Origin of the sequence: Catenuloplanes nepalensis, assembly GCF_030811575.1 — a bacterium.
Lineage (GTDB): Bacteria > Actinomycetota > Actinomycetes > Mycobacteriales > Micromonosporaceae > Catenuloplanes > Catenuloplanes nepalensis.
Genome location: NZ_JAUSRA010000001.1, coordinates 2,492,819 through 2,510,401 on the forward strand (window position 1 = coordinate 2,492,819; position 17,583 = coordinate 2,510,401).

Sequence of the window (17,583 nt, forward strand, 5' to 3'; positions counted from 1 at the left end):
CCGTGGGTGCGGCATATCGTGCTCTGCCTCGTCGGAGCACTGATGATGTATCCGTTGCTGTGGCTGCTGTCCAGCTCGGTCAAGCCGGGCGCGACCGTCTTCACCCAGCCGGGGCTGTGGCCGGAGTCGTGGGACCTCTCCAACTACTCCGATGGCTGGGGCGCGCTGGAGCACCCGTTCTCCCTGTACCTGGCTAACTCGCTGGTGATCGTGGTGCTGAGCATCGTCGGGAACCTGCTGTCCTGCTCGCTGGCCGCCTACGGGTTCGCGCGGCTGCGGTTCACCGGGCGGCGCCTGTTCTTCGCGCTGATGCTGGGCACGATGATGCTGCCCGGGCACGTGCTGCTCGTACCGCAGTATGTGGTCTTCGCGAAGCTGGGCTGGCTCAACACGTACTATCCGCTGCTGGTCCCGAACTTCCTGGCCACGAACGCGTTCTACATCTTCCTGATGGTGCAGTTCATGCGCGCGCTGCCGGTCGAGCTGGACGATGCCGCGCGGATCGACGGTTGCGGCCCGTTCCGCACGTTCTGGAAGATCATCATGCCGCTCAGCCTGCCCGCGTTCGCCACCACCGCGATCTTCACGTTCATCTCGGTCTGGAACGAGTTCTTCGGCCCGCTGCTCTACCTGACCGACTCCGAGCTCTACACGGTGCCGCTCGCGCTGCGCCAGTTCGTCGACTCCGAGGGCCAGAGCGCGTGGGGCCAGATGTTCGCCATGTCCTTCGTCTCCCTGGCCCCGGTGATCGGCTTCTTCATCGCCGGCCAGAAGTACCTGGTCAAGGGCATCGCCACCACGGGCCTCAAGTAACCGCCGTCCCGCGGGCGCCGGCCCGGTCAGCCGACCGGCTCGCCGGCGCGGGTGAGGCGGGTGTCCGGGGCGGCGTCGTGGCGGCGGAGCACCTCGCGGATCAGCGCGACACCCGCGTCCAGGTCGTCGAAGACGCCGATCTCGAAATCCTCCGCGAGCGTGCCGTGCCCGGGCGCGACGGTCGCACCGGAGTGCTCGGCCCAGCCGCGGTCCGCGTCGCGGAGCGTGCGGTCCAGGTCCTTGCGGAGCGCGATCACCCAGGCGTTCTCGCGGCCGTCGACCGGCAGGTGCAGATCGAGCAGGAAGCGGCGGGAGTCGCGCAGCGGGCTGGCGCCGAACCGGGCGGCGATCAGCGAGCCGCGCGGCGCGCCGGTGCGCACCTCCTCGATCCAGGCCTCCTCGACCGGCGTGGCCGGGACCGGCGGTGTGCCGGTCGCCAGCGTCGCCTCGGCCGCGGCCAGCAGCTCACGTATCGCGGTCAGCATGCCGGCGCCGGGCTGCCGCGCGCTGTAGAGCGCGAAGTCGGTGCCGTCGGCCTCGGCCTGGGTGACCGTCCAGTCGCCGTTCCCGTCCTGCCGCCAGGTCACGCCGTCCCGGCGGCCGTCGGCGCGGTGCAGCCAGTCGCGGGCCGACGGCCAGTAGACGGCGCCGGGCGGCGGCGGGCCGTAGGCGGCGTCCACCAGCGGCGTGATCCGGTCGAGGTCGTCGCCCGCGCCGAGCACGACGAAACGGCCGGCGAGCGCGACCACCGGGCCGGGGTGCCGCACCTCGGGATCGTGGACGGCGGCGGCGCGGGCGATCAGGTCCAGCTCGTCCCAGCGCAGCACGTGCGGATGCCAGTGGGACTCGTCGTCCCAGCCGAGCTGCACCCGGTCCGGCTCGTTCGGCGAGCGCATCTCCAGCGTGATCTCGCGCAGTTCGACGTCGATGTCCAGCACCAGCGCGTAGCCGCCGCCGACCGGGAACTCCACGGTCATCAGATCGTCGTCGTCGGCGATCACGGCGTCGACGTCGAGATCGTCGGCGTCCGGATCATCGTCGTCGAGGTCACCGGCGTCGAGATCGTCGGTCTCGAAGTGGTAGGCACGCCAGAATTCCGGATCGCTGAGGCGGTTCTGCATGTCGGCAGGCAGCGGCATGACGGGCAGCGTAGTCCTCGAAGGCGCCGCCCGGGGGCCGGTCCGGCGTGGGCTCACCCGGGCGGGGTCCGGTCACGGTCCAGAGTGTTCACTCAGGCGAGCGCCCGGACACGGTCGGCAGGGCCCGCTCGTGCACTCAGGCGCGCACGGAACGCGGGCCGGGCAGGCCGGTTCGCGCGTCCCCGACCACCTGCGCGAGCAGCGACAGCGCCTCCGCCGACGGCGACCCGGCCGGCGCGGTGTAGGTCACCAGCCGCTGCCCGATCGGCGCCGCCGTGCTCAGTCCCTGCTCGGTCACCGTGATCCGGCCGACGATCGGGTGCCGCATCTCGTGCACCGACGACGTGCATGCGGTGACCCGGTGGTCGGCCCAGAGCGCCGCGAACTCCGGGCTCGCGACCGCGAGCCGCCCGACCAGCTCGGCCAGCGCGGGATCGTCGGGGTATTCCCCGGCGAAGAGCCGCAGGCAGCCGACGTCCGCGCGGGCCTTCGACTCCCAGTCCACGAACAGCTCGCGCGTCTCCGGATCCTCGAAGACCAGCCGGGCGATGTTCGGCCGGGTCGCCGGCGAGTCCGGCGCGGCGGCGGGCAGGTGGCCGGCGAACAGCGCGTGCCCGAGCGGGTTCCACGCCAGGATGTCCTTACGGACCCCGACCACCATCGCGGGTACGCCGGACATCGCGCCGAGCAGCTCCAGCAGGCCCGGTTCGACCTTCTCCGCGACCGGCCGCCGGGTGCGGTGCGGGCGGGTCTCCGCGGCGGCGAGCCGGTGCAGGTGCAGCCGCTCGGTCTCGTCCAGCCGCAGCGCGGTCGCGATCGCGTCGAGCACCTGCGGCGACGCGTTGCGGGACTGACCCTGCTCCAGCCGCGTGTAGTACGACGAACTCACGCCGGCCAGCATCGCCAGCTCCTCACGCCGCAGCCCGTCGACGCGCCGCCGGTCGCCGTAGAGCCGCAGCCCGGCCCGCTCGGGCGTGATGCGTGCCCGGTTCGCCGCGAGGAACCCGCCGAGGGAGCTGATCGTCATGCGCCCAGTATGCGCCGGTGGACCGCGGGTTTCCTGACCCTGCCGGGGATACCCACAGGCGGGTCTGGGCAGCGGGTTGGCGTCCGGCGCACGGTGGTCACCGAACAACCCCCTCACCGGAAAAGGTGTGACATGTCGTCTTCTTTCGCTATCGGTGGCGAGCTGGCCGTCGGCCGTCTCGGCTACGGCACCATGCAGCTGACCGGGCCCGGCTTCTTCGGGTACCCGCGCTCCCAGGACGACGCGATCACGGTGCTGCGCCGCGCGGTCGAGCTGGGCGTCACGCTGATCGACACCGCGGACGCCTACGGCCCGTTCGTCACGGACGAGCTGGTCCGCCGCGCGCTTCACCCGTACCGCCGCGATCTGGTCATCGCCACCAAGGTCGGCGTGACCCGGCCGCGCGCGGGCGAGTGGGTGCCGGTCGGCCGCCCCGAATATCTGCGCCAGCAGACCGAGCTGAGCCTCCGCACGCTCGGGCTGGACCGCATCGACCTGCTGCAACTGCACCGCGTCGACCCCCACGTGCCGATCGAGGACCAGGTGGGTACGCTCGCCGACCTGCGCCGCGAGGGCAAGGTCCGGCACATCGGCCTGTCCGAGGTCACGGTCGCCCAGATCGAGGCCGCACGCGCGGTGACGCCGATCGCGTCCGTGCAGAACCTCTTCAACCTGACCGACCGGGCGTACGCCGGGGTGGTCGAGCACGCGGAGCGCGAGGGGATCGCGTTCATCCCGTGGTACCCGCTGGCCGGCACCGGTCTGCCCGACCCGGACGGCGCGGTCGCCGCGATCGCGGCCCGGCACGGCGCCACGGTCAACCAGCTCGCGCTGGCCTGGCTGCTCCGCCGCTCGCCGGTGATGCTCCCGATCCCCGGCACGTCCTCGGTGGCGCACCTGGAGGAGAACGTCGCGGCCGCGTCGATCGAGCTGACCGACGGCGAGTTCGCCGTCCTGGAGAAGCTGGCCTGACCTGTCGATCAGCGTGGCCGCCCGGAGATCGGCGGGGCGGCCACGCTGACGGATCAGGGGCCCCGAGGACAGCCATCGCCGGTACGCCCGGCGGGTTTTTCGCCCTTGCACGCCGGAAATGGCAGGGAGGAGCGCCAGCGACGACCGGTCTCCGGCGGGAGCGGCGGAAGGTGATCGAGGTGAACCGGGTCATCGGGTCATGAGGACCTCAGCTCAGGCCGATCGGGAAGTCTGCCGGGGCGGGCTCGTTCTGCCAGGTGACCGGCGTCAGGCCGGCCTTGAGGGCGGCGGGGGAGAGGCGCAGCACACCGTAGCGGAACGTGGCCGGGACCTCGATGTAGAGGCCGTGCGGGGCGATGCCGCTGCTGACCGTGACCGGGATGCGGTCGGTGTCGGCGGGGTGCGTGCGGCCGTCGGGGGCGAGGACCGAGACGGCCAGCGCGGGGTCGAGCGTCAGCTGGGCCGCGGGTGCGCCGCCGGAGATCCGGAAGCGTTTGACGGCCAGCCAGGCGTGGCCGTCGCGGGCCCAGCCGAGGCCGGGGACCCACGGTTCCAGCGAGAAGCCGTCCGCGAAGGCCTGGAAGCGGACCGGGGTGCCGTCGATCGTGCCGTTGCCGGCGTAGCGGAAGCCGTGCTCCTGGACCGGGCGGGGGTAGAGCCCGCGCGCGTCGTCGACGCGGCGGCCGGAGCGGACGTCGATGCTCTGGGTGACGCCGTCGTCGGTCAGCTGCACCAGCACCGGCTCGCCGGCCGGGACGCTGACCAGGACCGCGTCCGCGTACGCCGTGGGGTCGGCGGACGCGGTCAGCGGCACGGTGATCGTGGTGCGCACACCGCCGGCCAGGACCGCGACCCGGGCCCACTCCACGTCCCGGTCGCTGTTGCGCCACTGCCGGCCGCCGAGCGAGAGCGACGCCCAGACCAGCTCGTCGCCGTCGTCCGCGCGCACCGGCTCGGGCAGGCCCCAGCGCCGCGCGGTGAACTCGTCGACGCGGGACAGGACGCCGGTCTCCTGCACGTGCAGCAGCGCGTGGCCGCCGACCAGGCCGGCCGCGTCGGCCTGACGGCCGCCGGGGAGCTGGGCGAGCGAGGGGGAGTGCAGCACCTGCACGGTGCCGGCGGGCAGCGCGGTGGCCGTGTCCCGGTCCACCACCCCGCAGGCGGAGGTCGTGATGATGAGCGTCGGAACGATGAGCAGCGGGACCAGGGCAGTGAGCGGCGATCGACCCATGATGTCACTGTCCTATATGGAAGCGGTCGGGCGATACGCCGTGCCGGATGGCGCGTATCAATGTCATCGCCAGCACCGTATAGGCTCCCGGCGTGCGCCTACGGACATTCGGCGCAGTCTCCGCGAAGATCACCCGGGCGTGCGGGGCGATCGACCCCGACCAGGTGATCTCCGTCGTCGGCGGCGTTGCGAGCCGCCTGAGCGGGCGGCCGGTGGTTGCACGATTCATGACAATCACCAAAACCCGTTAAAAGCGGATATTTCCGTGTACGCCTATGTCCGTGTACGTCATGGTGGCGGTGCCACGACATCGTGGATCGCCGATCGCGGGGTGGCCGACCCCGCCGACTGATGATATCCATGTTCATCGCTACTCGGGCGTGACGGATATCCGCCGTTCGCCGTGATTCACGTTCATTCCCAGGGTGCGATTATCGCGCGAACGGGAATTGCGATGGGGTGAGTTTCCCTATTCGCGTTCGACGCGGCGCAGGCCGCCGTCCGCGGTCCACCACTCGACGACCAGCAACGCGGCCTTCTCGTCCAGGTGGGTGTGCGTCACCGACTCGATCTCCGCGCGGAACAGCTCGCCGGCCGGCCCCTCGGTGATCGGCCCGGCGGACACCGCCCGGCCGGAGATCTTGGCCTCGCCCGGCCACGCCGCCTCCGCACCCTCGATCGGGTCCACCGTGGCGCTGTGCAGCGCGAACCGCGGATCCCGGCGCAGGTCCGACCCCTTGCGGGCGTGCGCCATCGACCCGAACGTCAGCTCACCGTCCTCGAAGACGGTCTCGATGCCGGAGATCCGGGGTGCGCCGTCGGCCCGCAGCGTGGCGATCGTCTTGTGCTTGTGCGCGTCGAAGAGCGCCCGCACCCGCGCCGCGAACTCCGGCTCCGCCCGCTCCACATCCCGCCACGCCGTCATGCCGCCCATGCTTCCACGTCCGGCGTCCTCCCGGCCCACCGCGGGCCGCGATCCGCTCCAGGAGGACGGGCGGTGATTCGCCGCCGTTCGACACGCATGGCCGACACCGTAAGACCCGGGTACGACAAAAGCCGACAGTATCGATCCGTACGGCCGCGGGCTCCTTCTTTTAAAAGAGAGGAGCACCATGACCAACGCGTTCCACGAGGGGCCGGACGAGGCCCAGCTGCGCGAGTTCCAGGACGCGCCGGCCGCGAGCACCAGCAAGCTGATCGACTTCGACGACGCGTCCGTGATCATGCTGAAGACGAACCCGCCGCAGTTCATTCTGCGGGTCAAGGGCGTGAAGCAGTGGTCGAACATGAAGGTCGACCTGGTGCCGCTGGTCTACGTGCGTCAGCCGGAGTACTGGGGGATCGAGGTCGTCGGCACGCTCTCCGGCGTCGGCCTGCCGATCGAGACGCCGTACGACGTGTCGCTCAACGTGACCGGTACGCTCGGGACCAGGGGCGTCGAGGTGGTCGGCGCCACGAAGCGGGAGCGGATCGACGTGATCGCAGGCACCGGCCCGGCCGAGGGTGACTGGACGGCGTTCTTCAACCGTCAGCCGCCCGGCCCGTTCACGCTGACCGTCACCGGCCGGCTGCAGATGCCGACGCCGGGCTACAAGGTCACGCTCACGAAGACGGCTCCGCAGGGCATCAACCCGCGTGACCTCCTGCTCGACCTGACGATCACGCCGCCGTCCGGCCCGGTCATCCAGGTGGTCACGGAGGTCGAGGTCGTCTACCGGGAGCGGACCGAGTCCGGCTACGACACCGTGACGATCCTGCCGGGCGGTCCGAGTATCAAGGTCGAAGAGGTCAGCTGACCGGGGATTGAGCGGCCCGCGCGCTCTGCCGAGCCCGCGGCGCCGCCGTCGCAGGACCTGTCCCGCGCCGCGTATCCGGCGCGGGACGGATCTGCCGGCTCAGTGCGCGTGGGCCGGTGCGGGAGCCCGGCGCCACCAGCGCTGCCCGGCCACCGCGATCAGCGCGGCCAGCAGCAGCGCCACCGAGCCGCCGGCGAACGCGGCCGCCGGCCCGTTGCCGTCGATCAGCGGCCCGGCGATCGCCATGCCGACCGCGTTGCCGGCCGTGATGCCGGTGGACAGCCAGCCCTGCGCCTCGCTTCGCCGGTCCTCGGCCGTGTTCGAGTCGACGAGCGACTGCTGGATGATCAGGCTGGGCGCGATCGTCAGGCCGGTCAGCGTGAGCAGCGGCAGCAGTACCAGCAGCGGCGGCTGCCCGGTCGCCGCGATCAGCAGCGCGATCACGCCGGTGCCGGCGCCGTACGCCGCGATGGTCAGCGGCAGGCGCCGGCGCGCCTCGCCGGCCCAGGTGCGCGCGCCGTAGACCAGGCCGCCGGCCGCGCTGCCGCCCGCGACGAAGGCGAACAGCACGCCGAGCATGCCGGTCGACTCGAAGATCCGTTCCGCGGTCGAGGTCAGGCCCACGTCGAAGTGCCCGAAACCGATCGACACGCCCGCGCCGGTCAGCACGGCCAGCACCACGCCGGGGGAGCGCAGCGGCGACCGCCCGCGCGAGGCCGCGCCGACCGATGCGGCCCGCCACGTGCGCGCCGCGTAGGTGCGCGCGTAGCCGATCGCACCGAACGCCATCAGGCCGGCCGTGACCAGCAGCGGAAGCGCGGCCGGGCCGGTCAGCAGCGCGGTCAGCGCGAGCGGCCCGGCCACGAAGATGGTCTCCACGGCCGCGGCGTCCATCGCCCACGCGGACTCGCGCCGTGCCTTCTCCGGTACGACGGCCGACCAGGCCACCCGCATCGCCGGGTTCATCGGCGGGAACGTGACGCCGACCAGCGCGGCCATGACGACGAGTACCGCGTCCGGTGCGCCGTTCACGGCCAGCAGTGTGAAGATCACCAGGAACGTGGACGAGGCCAGCGCGGTCGGTGCCACCACGCGCGGCTGCCCGGCACGGTCCAGCAGCATTGCCCACAGCGGCGTACCGGCGGCCGTGGCCAGGGCGAACGCGCCGGTGACCAGGCCCGCGCTGGCGTACTGGCCCCGGATCTCCTCGATCAGCACCACCATGCCGAGCGGCACCATCGCGAACGGCAGCCGGGCCACCGTGGCGAGGACGAACGGGGTCAGGACGCGCGGGTCGCGCAGGAGGTCTCTGTAGGGTCCGAGCACCCGGACACGCTACCCACACGCGCCGGAAACATGGGATGAGTTTTCGCACACCTCTCCGCGGGAAGGCGTGCCGGGAAGCCGATGGTTGACCTGAACACCGTCCAACGAAAGAGGCCGTATGTCCGAGACCCTGCTCTCCGCGAAGCCGTCCGGCACCTACGCGATCGGCGGCGACCTACCGGTCGTCCGGCTCGGTTACGGAACGATGCAGCTCACCGGCCCCGGCGTCTGGGGCGACCCGGCCGACCCGGACGAGGCGCTGCGCGTGCTGCGCCGCACCGCCGACCTGGGCATCACGCTCATCGACACCGCCGACGCGTACGGGCCGTACACCGCGGATCTGCTGCTGAGGAAGGCGCTGCACCCGTACCGCGGGGATCTGGTCATCGCTACCAAGGTCGGTCACAGCCGGCAGGGCCCGAACGTCTGGACGCCGCTCGGCCGCCCGGAGTACCTGCGCCAGCAGACCGAGCTGAACCTGCGCAACCTGGGCCTGGAGCGCATCCCGCTGCTGCAACTGCACCGCGTCGACCCGAAGGTGCCGCTGGAGGACCAGATCGGCGAGCTGGACGCGCTCCGCAAGGAGGGGAAGGTCCAGCACATCGGCCTCTCCGAAGTGTCCGTCGCGCAGCTCGAGGCCGCCCGCGCGATCACCTCGATCGTGGCCGTGCAGAACCGTTACAACGTGGCCGATCGCGCCTCCGAGGACGTGCTCGACTACGCCGAGGCGAACGACATCGCGTTCATCCCGTGGCACCCGCTCGCCACCGGCCGCCTCGCCCGGCCCGGCGGCCCGCTCGACGAGCCCTCCACGCGCCTCGGCGTCACCCCGTCCCAGCTCGCGCTCGCCTGGCTGCTGCGCCGCTCGCCGGTCATGCTGCCGATCCCGGGCACGTCCTCGGTCGGCCACCTCGAGCAGAACGTGGCCGCCGCCCAGATCGTCCTCTCCGACGACGACTTCGCCACGCTCTCCAAGGCATAACAGAACATTGCGGCAAGCCGCCGGAAGCACAAGAAGTTCTTATTCCCGCTTCCGGCGTGGCCGCTTTGCGAGTGCTCCCGCGGGCACCGGTCGTCGCTGGCGCTCCTCCCTGCCGGATCCGCGGTGGTCCCGCGAACCCCCCACCCCTATCCCGTGATCGAGGCGTCCCCCATGTCGTCAGAGCGACATGGGGGACGCCTCGATCACGCGGCGGGCGACTCGCGCCTGGCGGGGCTACTCGCTCTTGGTGAGTGCGGCCAGGACCGTGCGGGCGGTGTCCACGCTGGACTGGGGGTTCTGGCCGGTGATCAGGTTGCCGTCGACGACGACGGTGCTGCTCCACGCCGGGCCGGCGGCCACGATCGCGCCGAGGTCGCGCAGGCGGGACTCGACCCACCACGGCGTGCCGTCGCCGGTGCCACCCTGGCGCTCCTCCTCGTCGGTGAAGACGGTGAGGCGGCGGCCGGAGAAGAGGAAGGTGCCGTCCGGCGCGGTGGCGGAGACCAGGCCGGCCGGGCCGTGGCACAGCGCCGCGATCGTCAGCTCGCGGGCGTCCGCCTCGGCGAGCAGGCGGGCCAGGTCGGGATCGCTGGCGAGGTCGGTCATCGGGCCGTGGCCTCCGGGCAGGAAGATCGCGTCGTAGTCGCCCGCGGACGCGTCGGCCAGCGGCAGCGGGGCGCGCAGCTCGTCCGCGAGCGTGTCGAGGTAGGCGCGAAACTCCGCGGCCTCGGCCTCGCCGACGCCGCCGCGGGAGTCCAGGCTGACCGGGTCGACCGGTGCGGGACGGCCGCCGGGCGTGGCGATGCGCACGTCCACGCCGCCCTCGCGCAGGATGCGGTGCGACGCCGCGACCTCCTCGGCCCAGAAGCCGGTCGGGTGCGCGGTGCCGTCCGCGAGCGTGAGCGTGTCGGCGGCCGTGACGACCATGAGCACCGAGGGCATGGCTATCTCCATTCGACGGGGATGTTCAAGGCGAACCTACCGCTCGTACCGTCGGCACCTATAAGATTCCTTATACCGTGGACCTCGACCTCCTGGGCACGTTCCTGGACGTGTACCGCACCGGATCGCTCTCCGCCGCCGCGACCGCGGGCGGCGTGAGTCAGCCTGCCGTGTCCGGGCGGCTGGCCCGGCTGGAGGAGCGGGTCGGCGAGCCCCTCTTCGACCGGACGCCGCGGGGCGTGAGCCCCACCGCCCGCGCGGACGATCTGGCCCGCCGGATCGCGCCGCACCTGGACGCGCTGCGCGGCGCGGTGCGAACCGACGGCGGGCCGGAGGCGCCGGAGCCGCTCGGCACCGTGCACCTGGCCGGCCCGGCCGAGCTGATGAGCCTGCGCGTGCTGCCCGCGCTCGGCCCGCTGATCGCGCAGGGGCTGTCGGTCCGCGCGTCGTTCGGGCTGGCCGAGGACCTGCTCGCCGCGCTGCTGCGGTGCGAGCACGACCTGGTGGTCTCCGCGATCCGGCCGACCGCACGGTCGCTGCGCGCCACGCCGCTGATCGACGAGCAGTTCGTGCTCGTCGCGACGCCCGCGCTGGCCCGGACCGTGGAGGCGGCGTTGATCACGGTCGACCCGATCACCGCGTTGGCCCACCTGCCGCTGGTGGCGTACGCGGAGGATCTGCCGATCATCCGGCGCTACTGGCGCTCCGAGTTCGGCCGCCGCCCGCCGAACCGCGTCGTGCTCACCGTGCCCGACCTGCGCGCGGTCCTCTCGGCCGTGGTGGCCGGCGTGGGCGCGTCGGTGCTACCGCGATACCTGGCCGAGCCGGCGATGGCGTCCGGCTCGGTGATCCAGCTGCACCGGTCCATGATCGAGCCGCTGAACACGCTCTACCTGGTGACGAAGCTGGGCTACACCGAGCCGTCGGCCGAGCGGGTGCACGCACATCTGCTGGACCACGCCCGGCAGTGGGGCTCGCTCTAGCCTTTCCGGACCCGCCACCGCCACCACCGCGGTCGCTTCTCGCGTATCGGGGCGTCCGGCAGCGCCGACCGCGATGCCCGTCTCGCGGCTTCCACGCTCAACATCAGGGCAGCAAGGTCCATCACGTACTCCTCCGTTAACGTTCCCGTGAGCGTTCACGTTAACGCTAACGGCGCGGGGTGCGGCCGTCCAGCGGGAATTCCGGTCGTGCCGGATACGATGCGACGATCGTGAGCGAACAGCAGCAGCCGCCCCGGCGCGTCACCCTCAAGGACGTGGCCAAACTGGCCGGCGTCTCCCACCAGACCGTCTCCCGGGCGATCAACGACAAGGGCGAGATCGACCCGGAGACCCGGCGCCGCGTGCTGGACGCCGCGCGCGAACTGAACTACCGGCCGTCCCGGTTCGCCCGCGGTCTGGTCAGCCCGGGCGCCACCACGCTCGGCCTGATCGTCTCCGACGTGGAGAACCCGTTCTTCCCGGAACTCATCGCCGGCGTGATCGAGGCCGCGGAGGAGCGCGGATGGCAGGTGCTGATCAGCAGCACGCAGAACCGCGACGCCCGCGAGCCCGAGCTGATCCGCACGCTCGCCGCCCAGGCCGACGTGGTGATCGGGTACCTCAGCGCGCCGGACGCCACGCTCACCGCCGCGGCCGAGGGCCTGCCGCTGGTGGTGCTGGGCCGGGCGGTGGACGAGCCCGCGTTCGGCGCGGTCGAGGTCGACACGGACGTCGGCGTGCGCGCCGCCATCGCACACCTGGTCTCACGCGGCCACCGGGCGATCGGCATGATCGACTGCGCGGACGACGGCACGCCCGACCGCCGCCCGGCCTTCCACGCCGCGATGGCCGGACACGGCCTGCCGGTCGCGGACGACGCGATCTCCGGCGGCACGCTGACGGTCGAGGGCGGCGAGACCGCATTCGTGCGGCTGCGTGCCGCCCGCCCGGACATCACGGCGGTCTTCACGTTCAACGACCTGATGGCGCTCGGCGTCTACCGCGCCGCCCGCCGCCTCGGCGTGCGGATCCCGGAGGACTGCGCCGTGATCGGCTTCGACGGCCTGCCACTCGGCGAACTGATCGACCCCCCATTGACCAGCGTCTACCTCGACAAGCGCCGAATGGGCGCGATCGCGGTCACCGAGGCCGCCCGCCTGCTCTCCGGCGAGCCCGCCGGCCGCGCACTGCTCCCGGTACGACTGATCGTGCGCGGCAGCGCTTAGCGGGGCCGGCGACCGGGCGCTTCGGGCCGGAAATATGGTGAAACAGTGAGGCTTATTCAGCGTCGCCCTCGTCAGTCGGCCCGGCTTGCGGCAACGCGGCGTGAGGTCGCCGCGCTGAACAAGCCTCAGTGAGGGCTATTCAGCGCGTTGCGCGCCGACGGCGCTGGCCTGCGGCAACGCGGCGTGAGGTCGCCGCGCTGAACAAGCCTCAGTGAGGGCTATTCAGCGCGTTGCGCGCCGACGGCGCTGGCCTGCGGCAACGCGGCGTGAGGTCGCCGCGCTGAACAAGCCTCAGTGAGGGCTGTTCAGCACGTTACGCGCTGACGGCCCTGGCCTGCGGCGACGCGGCTTCGGCTCGCCCGCTGAATAAGCCTCCGTGTCCGAAATATCGCCATGAAATCGACCGTCAAAAACGATCTCGTGTGCCAAATCGTTGTTGAGAACGCCGGAGAACAACGATTTGGCACACGAGATCAATTAAGGCTCGCGGCCGTGGGCCCGTTTGGCTCTCTCGTGCGCACCGTGCGGATCGCAGCCGGATAAAAGAGACACCGAGGGTTTATTCAGCGGGCGAGCCAACGCCGCGTCGCCGCGGGCCGGCGCTGTCGGTGCGCAACGCGCTGAATAGCCCTCCCCGATGCCGAATCCCCGGCAGAAGGACCGGCCGGTGGGGGGAGTGGCCGCTCGGTGGCGACGGGAATGGCCGGCTGGTGGTGACGGGAATGGCCGGCTGGTGGCGGCGGGAGTGATCGGCTGGTGGCGACGGGAGTGGCCGCTCGGTGGTGACGGGAGTGGTCGGCTGGTGGCGACGGGAGTGATCGGCCGGTGGCGACGGGAAGGGCCGGCCGGGGGCGCTGAGAGTGGCCGGCCGGGGGCGGGAGTGATCGGCCGGGGGTGTGCTGGGAGTGATCGGCCAGCGGCGGAGGTGGGAGCGGGCGGTCAGGATGGGGGCAATCCGGGTGCTCTATGCCCGGCATCAGGCGCCGAAGGCGGGTGGGTCTGGTCCGGCCTCGCGGCAGCGGACCGCCTTGGTTTGCGGTCGTCGGGGCCATGCTGAGACGAAACTTCGCCGCAGGCGGCTCGGGGCGTTCGGAAGCTTGCCGCCCGCGAGTCCGTCGAACGCGCCCACCGCCGTCAACGCCAAGCGATCGGTGGGCGGTGGGCGGTGGTGCATGGGATGTCGCGCTCTGCGGCGGGCTTGGTGGGGCTGGGTTTGTCAGCTGTCGTTAACCGTTTTCGGGCGATCTGGGGACCTTGTGGGGGTTAGCCTCGCGGGGAGGAACGGTCGATCACGGGGGTGTCGAAGTGCCGGTTCGTGGATGGATGCTGCCTACCCTGACCGCGGTGGCGCTCGGCGCCGGTGGGGTGGCGGTGGCCGAGCAGACCGATCCGGCGGTGCAGCAGCTGGAGTTGGCCGCCGCACGCGACGGCGGGACCGTCACGCTTCCGCCGCGCACTGTGCGGCCGTTCAGCCTGATCGGCGTGACGTGGCCGAACCCGGCGCAGTCGATCGCCGGCATGGCCGAGGTGCGTACCCGCACCCGGAACGCGTGGAGCAGATGGCGCGCGCTGGACGTGGACCAGCACTTCGGCGCGGACGCGGACGGACCAGAGGCCACGGGGGTACGCGGCGGGACCGACCCGCTGTGGGTCGGCGAGGCGGACGGCGTCGAGCTGCGCATCCGCGCGTTGGGCCGCTCCCCGCTTCCGGCCGGCCTGCGTCTGGAACTGGTCAACCCCGCGGCGTCGCCGGCAACGAGCGGCAACCCCACGACAAGCGGTTCTTCAGGCGCCGGTTCCGCAGCCACCAGCGCCGTGGCCAGCGGTTCCGCAGCCACCAGCGCTGTGGGCAGTGGTTCCGCAGCCACCAGCGCTGTGACCAGCGGTTCCGCAGCCACCAGCGCTGTGGGCAGTGGTTCCGCGGCCGGCGGCGCTGTGGGCGGTGGTTCCGGGGGCGGCGGCGCTGTAGGCAGCGAGTCGGCGGGTGGTGCGTCCATGAGCGGAGCGCCGGTGAGCGTTCAGGCGAGGAGGGGCGGGCCGGGGCCGCGTGTGGCCATCCCGCCGGGTCCCGCGCCGACGGCGGTTGCGACCGCGACGACCGGTGCGCCGCGGACAGCAGCAGGCAGGCCGGCGGTGGCGACCGGAGTGCCGGGGATCGCGGCCGTCGCGCAGGTGCCGGCGCCGCTGGTCGGGGCGCCCGCGATGGTCGATCGTGCGGCCTGGAGGGCCGATGAGAGGATCAATCGGGGCGCGATCCTCTACACCGGGCCGCCGCAGGTGATGTTCGTGCACCACACCGCGGGCACCAACGATTACACCTGCGCGCAGTCGCCCGCGCTCATCCGGGCCATCCACGTCTATCACGTGAAGAGCCGCAAGTGGGGCGACATCGGCTACAACTTCGTGGTCGACAAGTGCGGCACGGTCTTCGAGGGGCGCCGGGGCGGCGCGGAGCTGAACGTGCTGGGCGCGCACACCTTCGGCTTCAACACGGACTCGTTCGGTGTGGTGGTCCTCGGCACGTACTCCACGAGGGCCGCGTCCGCCGCCGCGGTTCGCTCGCTGGCGCACCTCGCGGCCTGGAAGCTCGGCGCCGAGGCCGCGGACACCGGCGGGCAGGTGCTGCTGGAGGCCCGTGCCGACAACCGTTTCATGGTCGGCAACCAGGTCATCTTCAACCGGATCTCGGCCCACCGCGACGGCGTGCTGACCGAGTGCCCGGGCAACGCGCTCTACCGGCAGGTTCCCCAGGTGCGCAGGCAGGCCGCCGCTCTGGTCCGAGCGGCGCTCAAGTAGCCGAAATGCAGGGCGCGGGACGGCTTCCGGCGCGGTCTACGCTGCGGCCATGGCTACAGCACTGTCTGCTCTGGAACTCGCGGTCGCGGAGGAGGGGCGCCCGGCCGGTCACGCCCTGGAGATCGCGGCGCACGCCGTGCAGCGCGTCGAGGAGTTGGGATATCAGCGGGTCTGGTTCGCCGAGCACCACGGGTCGCCGTTCGCGGCCAGCGTGGTCCCGGCCGTCCTGATCGCGCACTTCGCGGCGCGGACCAGCCGGATCCGGCTCGGCTCCGGCGGCGTTCTGGCGCCGAACCACGCGCCGCTGGCGCTCGCGGAGCAGTTCGCGACGCTGGCCACACTCCACCCCGGCCGGATCGACATGGGCGTGGGCCGTGGGCCGGGCACGTTCGACCAGACCGTGGTGCGGGCGCTGCGGCGCGGCGGGGAGCCGTCCACGGACGCGGAGTACCAGGAGGACGTCACCTCGCTGCTGCGCTATCTGGCCGGTGAGGGCGGTGTGCGGCTGATCGGCGGCTGGGATCCGGAGCGGGCCGGTGTCGCGCCGTTCCTGCTGTCGTCCAGCGCCGCCGGCGCGGAGCTGGCGGCTCGGCTGGGTGTGCCGGTCGCGTTCGCGCACCACATCCGCCCGGAGAACACGGTGGCGGCCGCCCGGCGGTACCGGGAGCTGTTCACGCCGTCCCGCTGGTCGGATCGGCCGTACGTGATGGTCGCGGTCGAGACGGTCGTGGCCGAGACCGCGGAGGAGGCCGCCTACCTCGCGCACCCGATCGATCTGATGCGGGCCCGCATGTTCCAGCAGCTGGGCGAGACGGCGCTGCTGCCGCCGGAGGTCGCGGCGACCCGGGAGATCCCGGCGGAGGTCCGGGACGCGGTGCTGGCCAGCGGCGCGGCCCAGGCGCGCGGCACGGTGGAGACCGTGCGGGACCGCTTCGCCGGCCTGGTCGCGGACACCGGCGCGGACGAGCTGATGCTGGCCGTCCCGGTCTACGACGCCGAGAAGCGCGCCCGCTGCTACGAACTGGCCGCCAAAGCCGCACGCTGAGGTCTTTCTTCTCCCCACGACGAAACGTGCAGCCCTGCTGCCGCCCCGGCCACCCACCCCCGACCGGAGTGAACACCCTTCCCCGCGACGACCGGCGCCCGCGGGAGCACGCCCAACGCATCACGCCGGAAGCGGGAAATGAAAGGCCCCAGGATCTTGGAAGATCCTGGGGCCTTTCAAACCGGGACTACTTGGTGAGCGCGGAGAGCGTCGGGTCGTTCGCGTACGCCTCGGCCGCGTTCTCCTTGGTCACGATGACCGGCGGGAGAAGGTAGGACGGGACGACCTTGACACCGTTGTTGTACGAGGTGGTGTCGTTGACGGTCGGCGTGGCGCCGGTCTGCAGCGCCCTGACCATGTCGATCGACGCCTTGACCAGGTTGCGGGTGTCCTTGTTGATGGTCATGTACTGCTCGCCGGCGACGATCGACTTGACCGACTCGACCTCGGAGTCCTGGCCGGTCACGACCGGGATCGGCTTGCCGGCACCCTTGATCGAGGTGATGACCGCGCGCGCCAGGGTGTCGTTCGGGGAGAGGACGCCGTCCAGCGTCTTGCTGCCGTAGGTCGAGGTGAGCAGCGCGTCCATGCGGCGCTGCGCGTTCTCGGCCTTCCAGCCGTCGGTCGCGGTCTGGGTGACCTGGGTCTGGCCGGAGCCGACGACCACGTTACCCTTGTCGATCTCCGGCTTGAGCACGCTCATCGCGCCGTCGAAGAAGACGCCGGCGTTGTTGTCGTCCGGGGAGCCGGAGAACAGCTCGATGGTGTACGGGCCGGTCGGCTTCTTCTTCTTCATGCCCTCGAGCAGCGCCTGGCCCTGCAGCTTGCCGACCTCGAAGTTGTCGAACGCGACGTAGTAGTCGACGTTCGCGGTGCCCTTGATCAGGCGGTCGTACGCGATGACCTTGATGCCGGCGTCGTGCGCCTGGTCGACCTGCGCGGAGAGCTGCGCGGCGTCGGTGGCACCGATGATGATGACCTTCGCGCCCTTGGTGATCATGGACGAGATCTGGTTCTGCTGGTCGGCCACGGTGGTCGACGCGCCCGCGGACTGCACGTCCGCCTGGAAGCCGGCCTCCTTCAGGCCGTTGGTGAACAGGTCCACGGCGAGGACCCAGTTCTCCGAGGTCTTGGCCGGCAGGGCCACGCCGATCAGCGAGTCGGCCGCGAAGCCACCGGTGCCGCCGCTGGCGCCACCGGACGGGTTCTCGCCCTCGCGCTCGGATCCGCACGCGGCCGAGGACAGGGCCATCAGAGCGACGGCGCTGATGGCCACGCTCCTGGCGAGGTACTTACGCATGGTGA

Annotated in this window: 16 protein-coding genes; 8 read left to right on the forward strand and 8 right to left on the reverse strand. The window is 71.8% G+C overall.

The annotated features are described in order from the left end of the window. Window positions 1-42 precede the first annotated feature (42 nt). Window positions 43-813, forward strand: a complete 771-nt coding sequence (locus J2S43_RS10395; RefSeq protein ID WP_306828643.1) for a carbohydrate ABC transporter permease — start codon at window positions 43-45, stop codon at window positions 811-813. A gap of 26 nt (window positions 814-839) precedes the next feature. Here the strand turns inward: J2S43_RS10395 and J2S43_RS10400 are convergent, their stop codons facing one another. Continuing rightward, window positions 840-1,952 (reverse strand): hypothetical protein, encoded by a 1,113-nt coding sequence (locus J2S43_RS10400; protein ID WP_306828644.1) that lies wholly within the window; start codon window positions 1,950-1,952, stop codon window positions 840-842. Window positions 1,953-2,088: 136 nt separating this feature from the next. Then, window positions 2,089-2,979, reverse strand: a complete 891-nt coding sequence (locus tag J2S43_RS10405) for a helix-turn-helix domain-containing protein (protein WP_306828645.1) — start codon at window positions 2,977-2,979, stop codon at window positions 2,089-2,091. Between the two features lie 132 nt (window positions 2,980-3,111). Between J2S43_RS10405 and J2S43_RS10410 the strand changes: the two genes are divergently transcribed. After that, a complete protein-coding gene (locus J2S43_RS10410; protein WP_306828646.1) occupies window positions 3,112-3,951 on the forward strand; it encodes an aldo/keto reductase in 840 nt (279 codons plus the stop codon). 208 nt (window positions 3,952-4,159) lie between these two features. On the opposite strand, the gene J2S43_RS10415 is transcribed toward J2S43_RS10410, so the two are convergent. The 3 genes from J2S43_RS10415 to J2S43_RS10425 form a co-directional block, all read right to left on the reverse strand. Then, window positions 4,160-5,182: a hypothetical protein gene (locus J2S43_RS10415; RefSeq protein WP_306828647.1), complete on the reverse strand. Its 1,023-nt coding sequence runs from the start codon at window positions 5,180-5,182 to the stop codon at window positions 4,160-4,162. 4 nt (window positions 5,183-5,186) lie between these two features. Next, the gene (locus J2S43_RS10420; protein ID WP_306828648.1) at window positions 5,187-5,411 is read right to left on the reverse strand and encodes a hypothetical protein; all 225 of its coding nucleotides are present in this window, start codon (window positions 5,409-5,411) and stop codon (window positions 5,187-5,189) included. 240 nt (window positions 5,412-5,651) lie between these two features. Beyond that, a complete protein-coding gene (locus J2S43_RS10425) occupies window positions 5,652-6,107 on the reverse strand; it encodes a pyridoxamine 5'-phosphate oxidase family protein (RefSeq protein ID WP_306828649.1) in 456 nt (151 codons plus the stop codon). A gap of 187 nt (window positions 6,108-6,294) precedes the next feature. Here J2S43_RS10425 and J2S43_RS10430 point away from each other — a divergent pair, with 187 nt between their 5' ends. Next, the gene (locus J2S43_RS10430; protein ID WP_306828651.1) at window positions 6,295-6,978 is read left to right on the forward strand and encodes a hypothetical protein; all 684 of its coding nucleotides are present in this window, start codon (window positions 6,295-6,297) and stop codon (window positions 6,976-6,978) included. Between the two features lie 99 nt (window positions 6,979-7,077). Here J2S43_RS10430 and J2S43_RS10435 read toward each other — a convergent pair whose 3' ends face one another. Beyond that, the gene (locus J2S43_RS10435; RefSeq protein WP_306828652.1) at window positions 7,078-8,304 is read right to left on the reverse strand and encodes an MFS transporter; all 1,227 of its coding nucleotides are present in this window, start codon (window positions 8,302-8,304) and stop codon (window positions 7,078-7,080) included. Between the two features lie 118 nt (window positions 8,305-8,422). Here J2S43_RS10435 and J2S43_RS10440 point away from each other — a divergent pair, with 118 nt between their 5' ends. Further along, complete coding sequence (locus J2S43_RS10440; protein ID WP_306828654.1) at window positions 8,423-9,286, forward strand: aldo/keto reductase; 864 nt, start codon at window positions 8,423-8,425, stop codon at window positions 9,284-9,286. A gap of 234 nt (window positions 9,287-9,520) precedes the next feature. On the opposite strand, the gene J2S43_RS10445 is transcribed toward J2S43_RS10440, so the two are convergent. Next, a complete protein-coding gene (locus J2S43_RS10445) occupies window positions 9,521-10,228 on the reverse strand; it encodes a type 1 glutamine amidotransferase domain-containing protein (protein WP_306828655.1) in 708 nt (235 codons plus the stop codon). Between the two features lie 77 nt (window positions 10,229-10,305). On the opposite strand from J2S43_RS10445, the gene J2S43_RS10450 reads away from it, so the two are divergent. The 4 genes from J2S43_RS10450 (at window position 10,306) to J2S43_RS10465 (ending at window position 16,278) form a co-directional block, all read left to right on the forward strand. After that, window positions 10,306-11,211, forward strand: coding sequence for a LysR family transcriptional regulator (locus tag J2S43_RS10450; RefSeq protein WP_306828656.1), 906 nt, complete (start codon window positions 10,306-10,308; stop codon window positions 11,209-11,211). A 230-nt stretch (window positions 11,212-11,441) separates the two neighbouring features. Further along, window positions 11,442-12,437, forward strand: a complete 996-nt coding sequence (locus J2S43_RS10455) for a LacI family DNA-binding transcriptional regulator (protein ID WP_306828657.1) — start codon at window positions 11,442-11,444, stop codon at window positions 12,435-12,437. A gap of 1,323 nt (window positions 12,438-13,760) precedes the next feature. Beyond that, the gene (locus J2S43_RS10460) at window positions 13,761-15,233 is read left to right on the forward strand and encodes an N-acetylmuramoyl-L-alanine amidase (protein WP_306828658.1); all 1,473 of its coding nucleotides are present in this window, start codon (window positions 13,761-13,763) and stop codon (window positions 15,231-15,233) included. Between the two features lie 49 nt (window positions 15,234-15,282). Continuing rightward, window positions 15,283-16,278 carry an MsnO8 family LLM class oxidoreductase gene (locus J2S43_RS10465; RefSeq protein ID WP_306828660.1) on the forward strand — a complete coding sequence of 332 codons (996 nt, stop codon included), beginning with the start codon at window positions 15,283-15,285 and terminating at the stop codon, window positions 16,276-16,278. Window positions 16,279-16,465: 187 nt separating this feature from the next. On the opposite strand, the gene J2S43_RS10470 is transcribed toward J2S43_RS10465, so the two are convergent. Beyond that, entirely contained in the window at window positions 16,466-17,578 is a 1,113-nt protein-coding gene (locus J2S43_RS10470; RefSeq protein WP_306828661.1) for a substrate-binding domain-containing protein, read from the reverse strand. Window positions 17,579-17,583 lie beyond the last annotated feature (5 nt).

Coding starts and splice junctions, on each gene's coding strand:
- J2S43_RS10470 (WP_306828661.1), bottom strand. CDS start 17,578: ATGCGTAAGTACCTCGCCAGGAGCGTGGCCATCAGCGCCGTCGCTCTG.
- J2S43_RS10445 (WP_306828655.1), bottom strand. CDS start 10,228: ATGCCCTCGGTGCTCATGGTCGTCACGGCCGCCGACACGCTCACGCTC.
- J2S43_RS10460 (WP_306828658.1), top strand. CDS start 13,761: ATGCTGCCTACCCTGACCGCGGTGGCGCTCGGCGCCGGTGGGGTGGCG.
- J2S43_RS10425 (WP_306828649.1), bottom strand. CDS start 6,107: ATGACGGCGTGGCGGGATGTGGAGCGGGCGGAGCCGGAGTTCGCGGCG.
- J2S43_RS10395 (WP_306828643.1), top strand. CDS start 43: ATGATGTATCCGTTGCTGTGGCTGCTGTCCAGCTCGGTCAAGCCGGGC.
- J2S43_RS10420 (WP_306828648.1), bottom strand. CDS start 5,411: ATGAATCGTGCAACCACCGGCCGCCCGCTCAGGCGGCTCGCAACGCCG.
- J2S43_RS10415 (WP_306828647.1), bottom strand. CDS start 5,182: ATGGGTCGATCGCCGCTCACTGCCCTGGTCCCGCTGCTCATCGTTCCG.
- J2S43_RS10465 (WP_306828660.1), top strand. CDS start 15,283: ATGGCTACAGCACTGTCTGCTCTGGAACTCGCGGTCGCGGAGGAGGGG.
- J2S43_RS10440 (WP_306828654.1), top strand. CDS start 8,423: ATGTCCGAGACCCTGCTCTCCGCGAAGCCGTCCGGCACCTACGCGATC.
- J2S43_RS10405 (WP_306828645.1), bottom strand. CDS start 2,979: ATGACGATCAGCTCCCTCGGCGGGTTCCTCGCGGCGAACCGGGCACGC.
- J2S43_RS10410 (WP_306828646.1), top strand. CDS start 3,112: ATGTCGTCTTCTTTCGCTATCGGTGGCGAGCTGGCCGTCGGCCGTCTC.
- J2S43_RS10400 (WP_306828644.1), bottom strand. CDS start 1,952: ATGCCGCTGCCTGCCGACATGCAGAACCGCCTCAGCGATCCGGAATTC.
- J2S43_RS10430 (WP_306828651.1), top strand. CDS start 6,295: ATGACCAACGCGTTCCACGAGGGGCCGGACGAGGCCCAGCTGCGCGAG.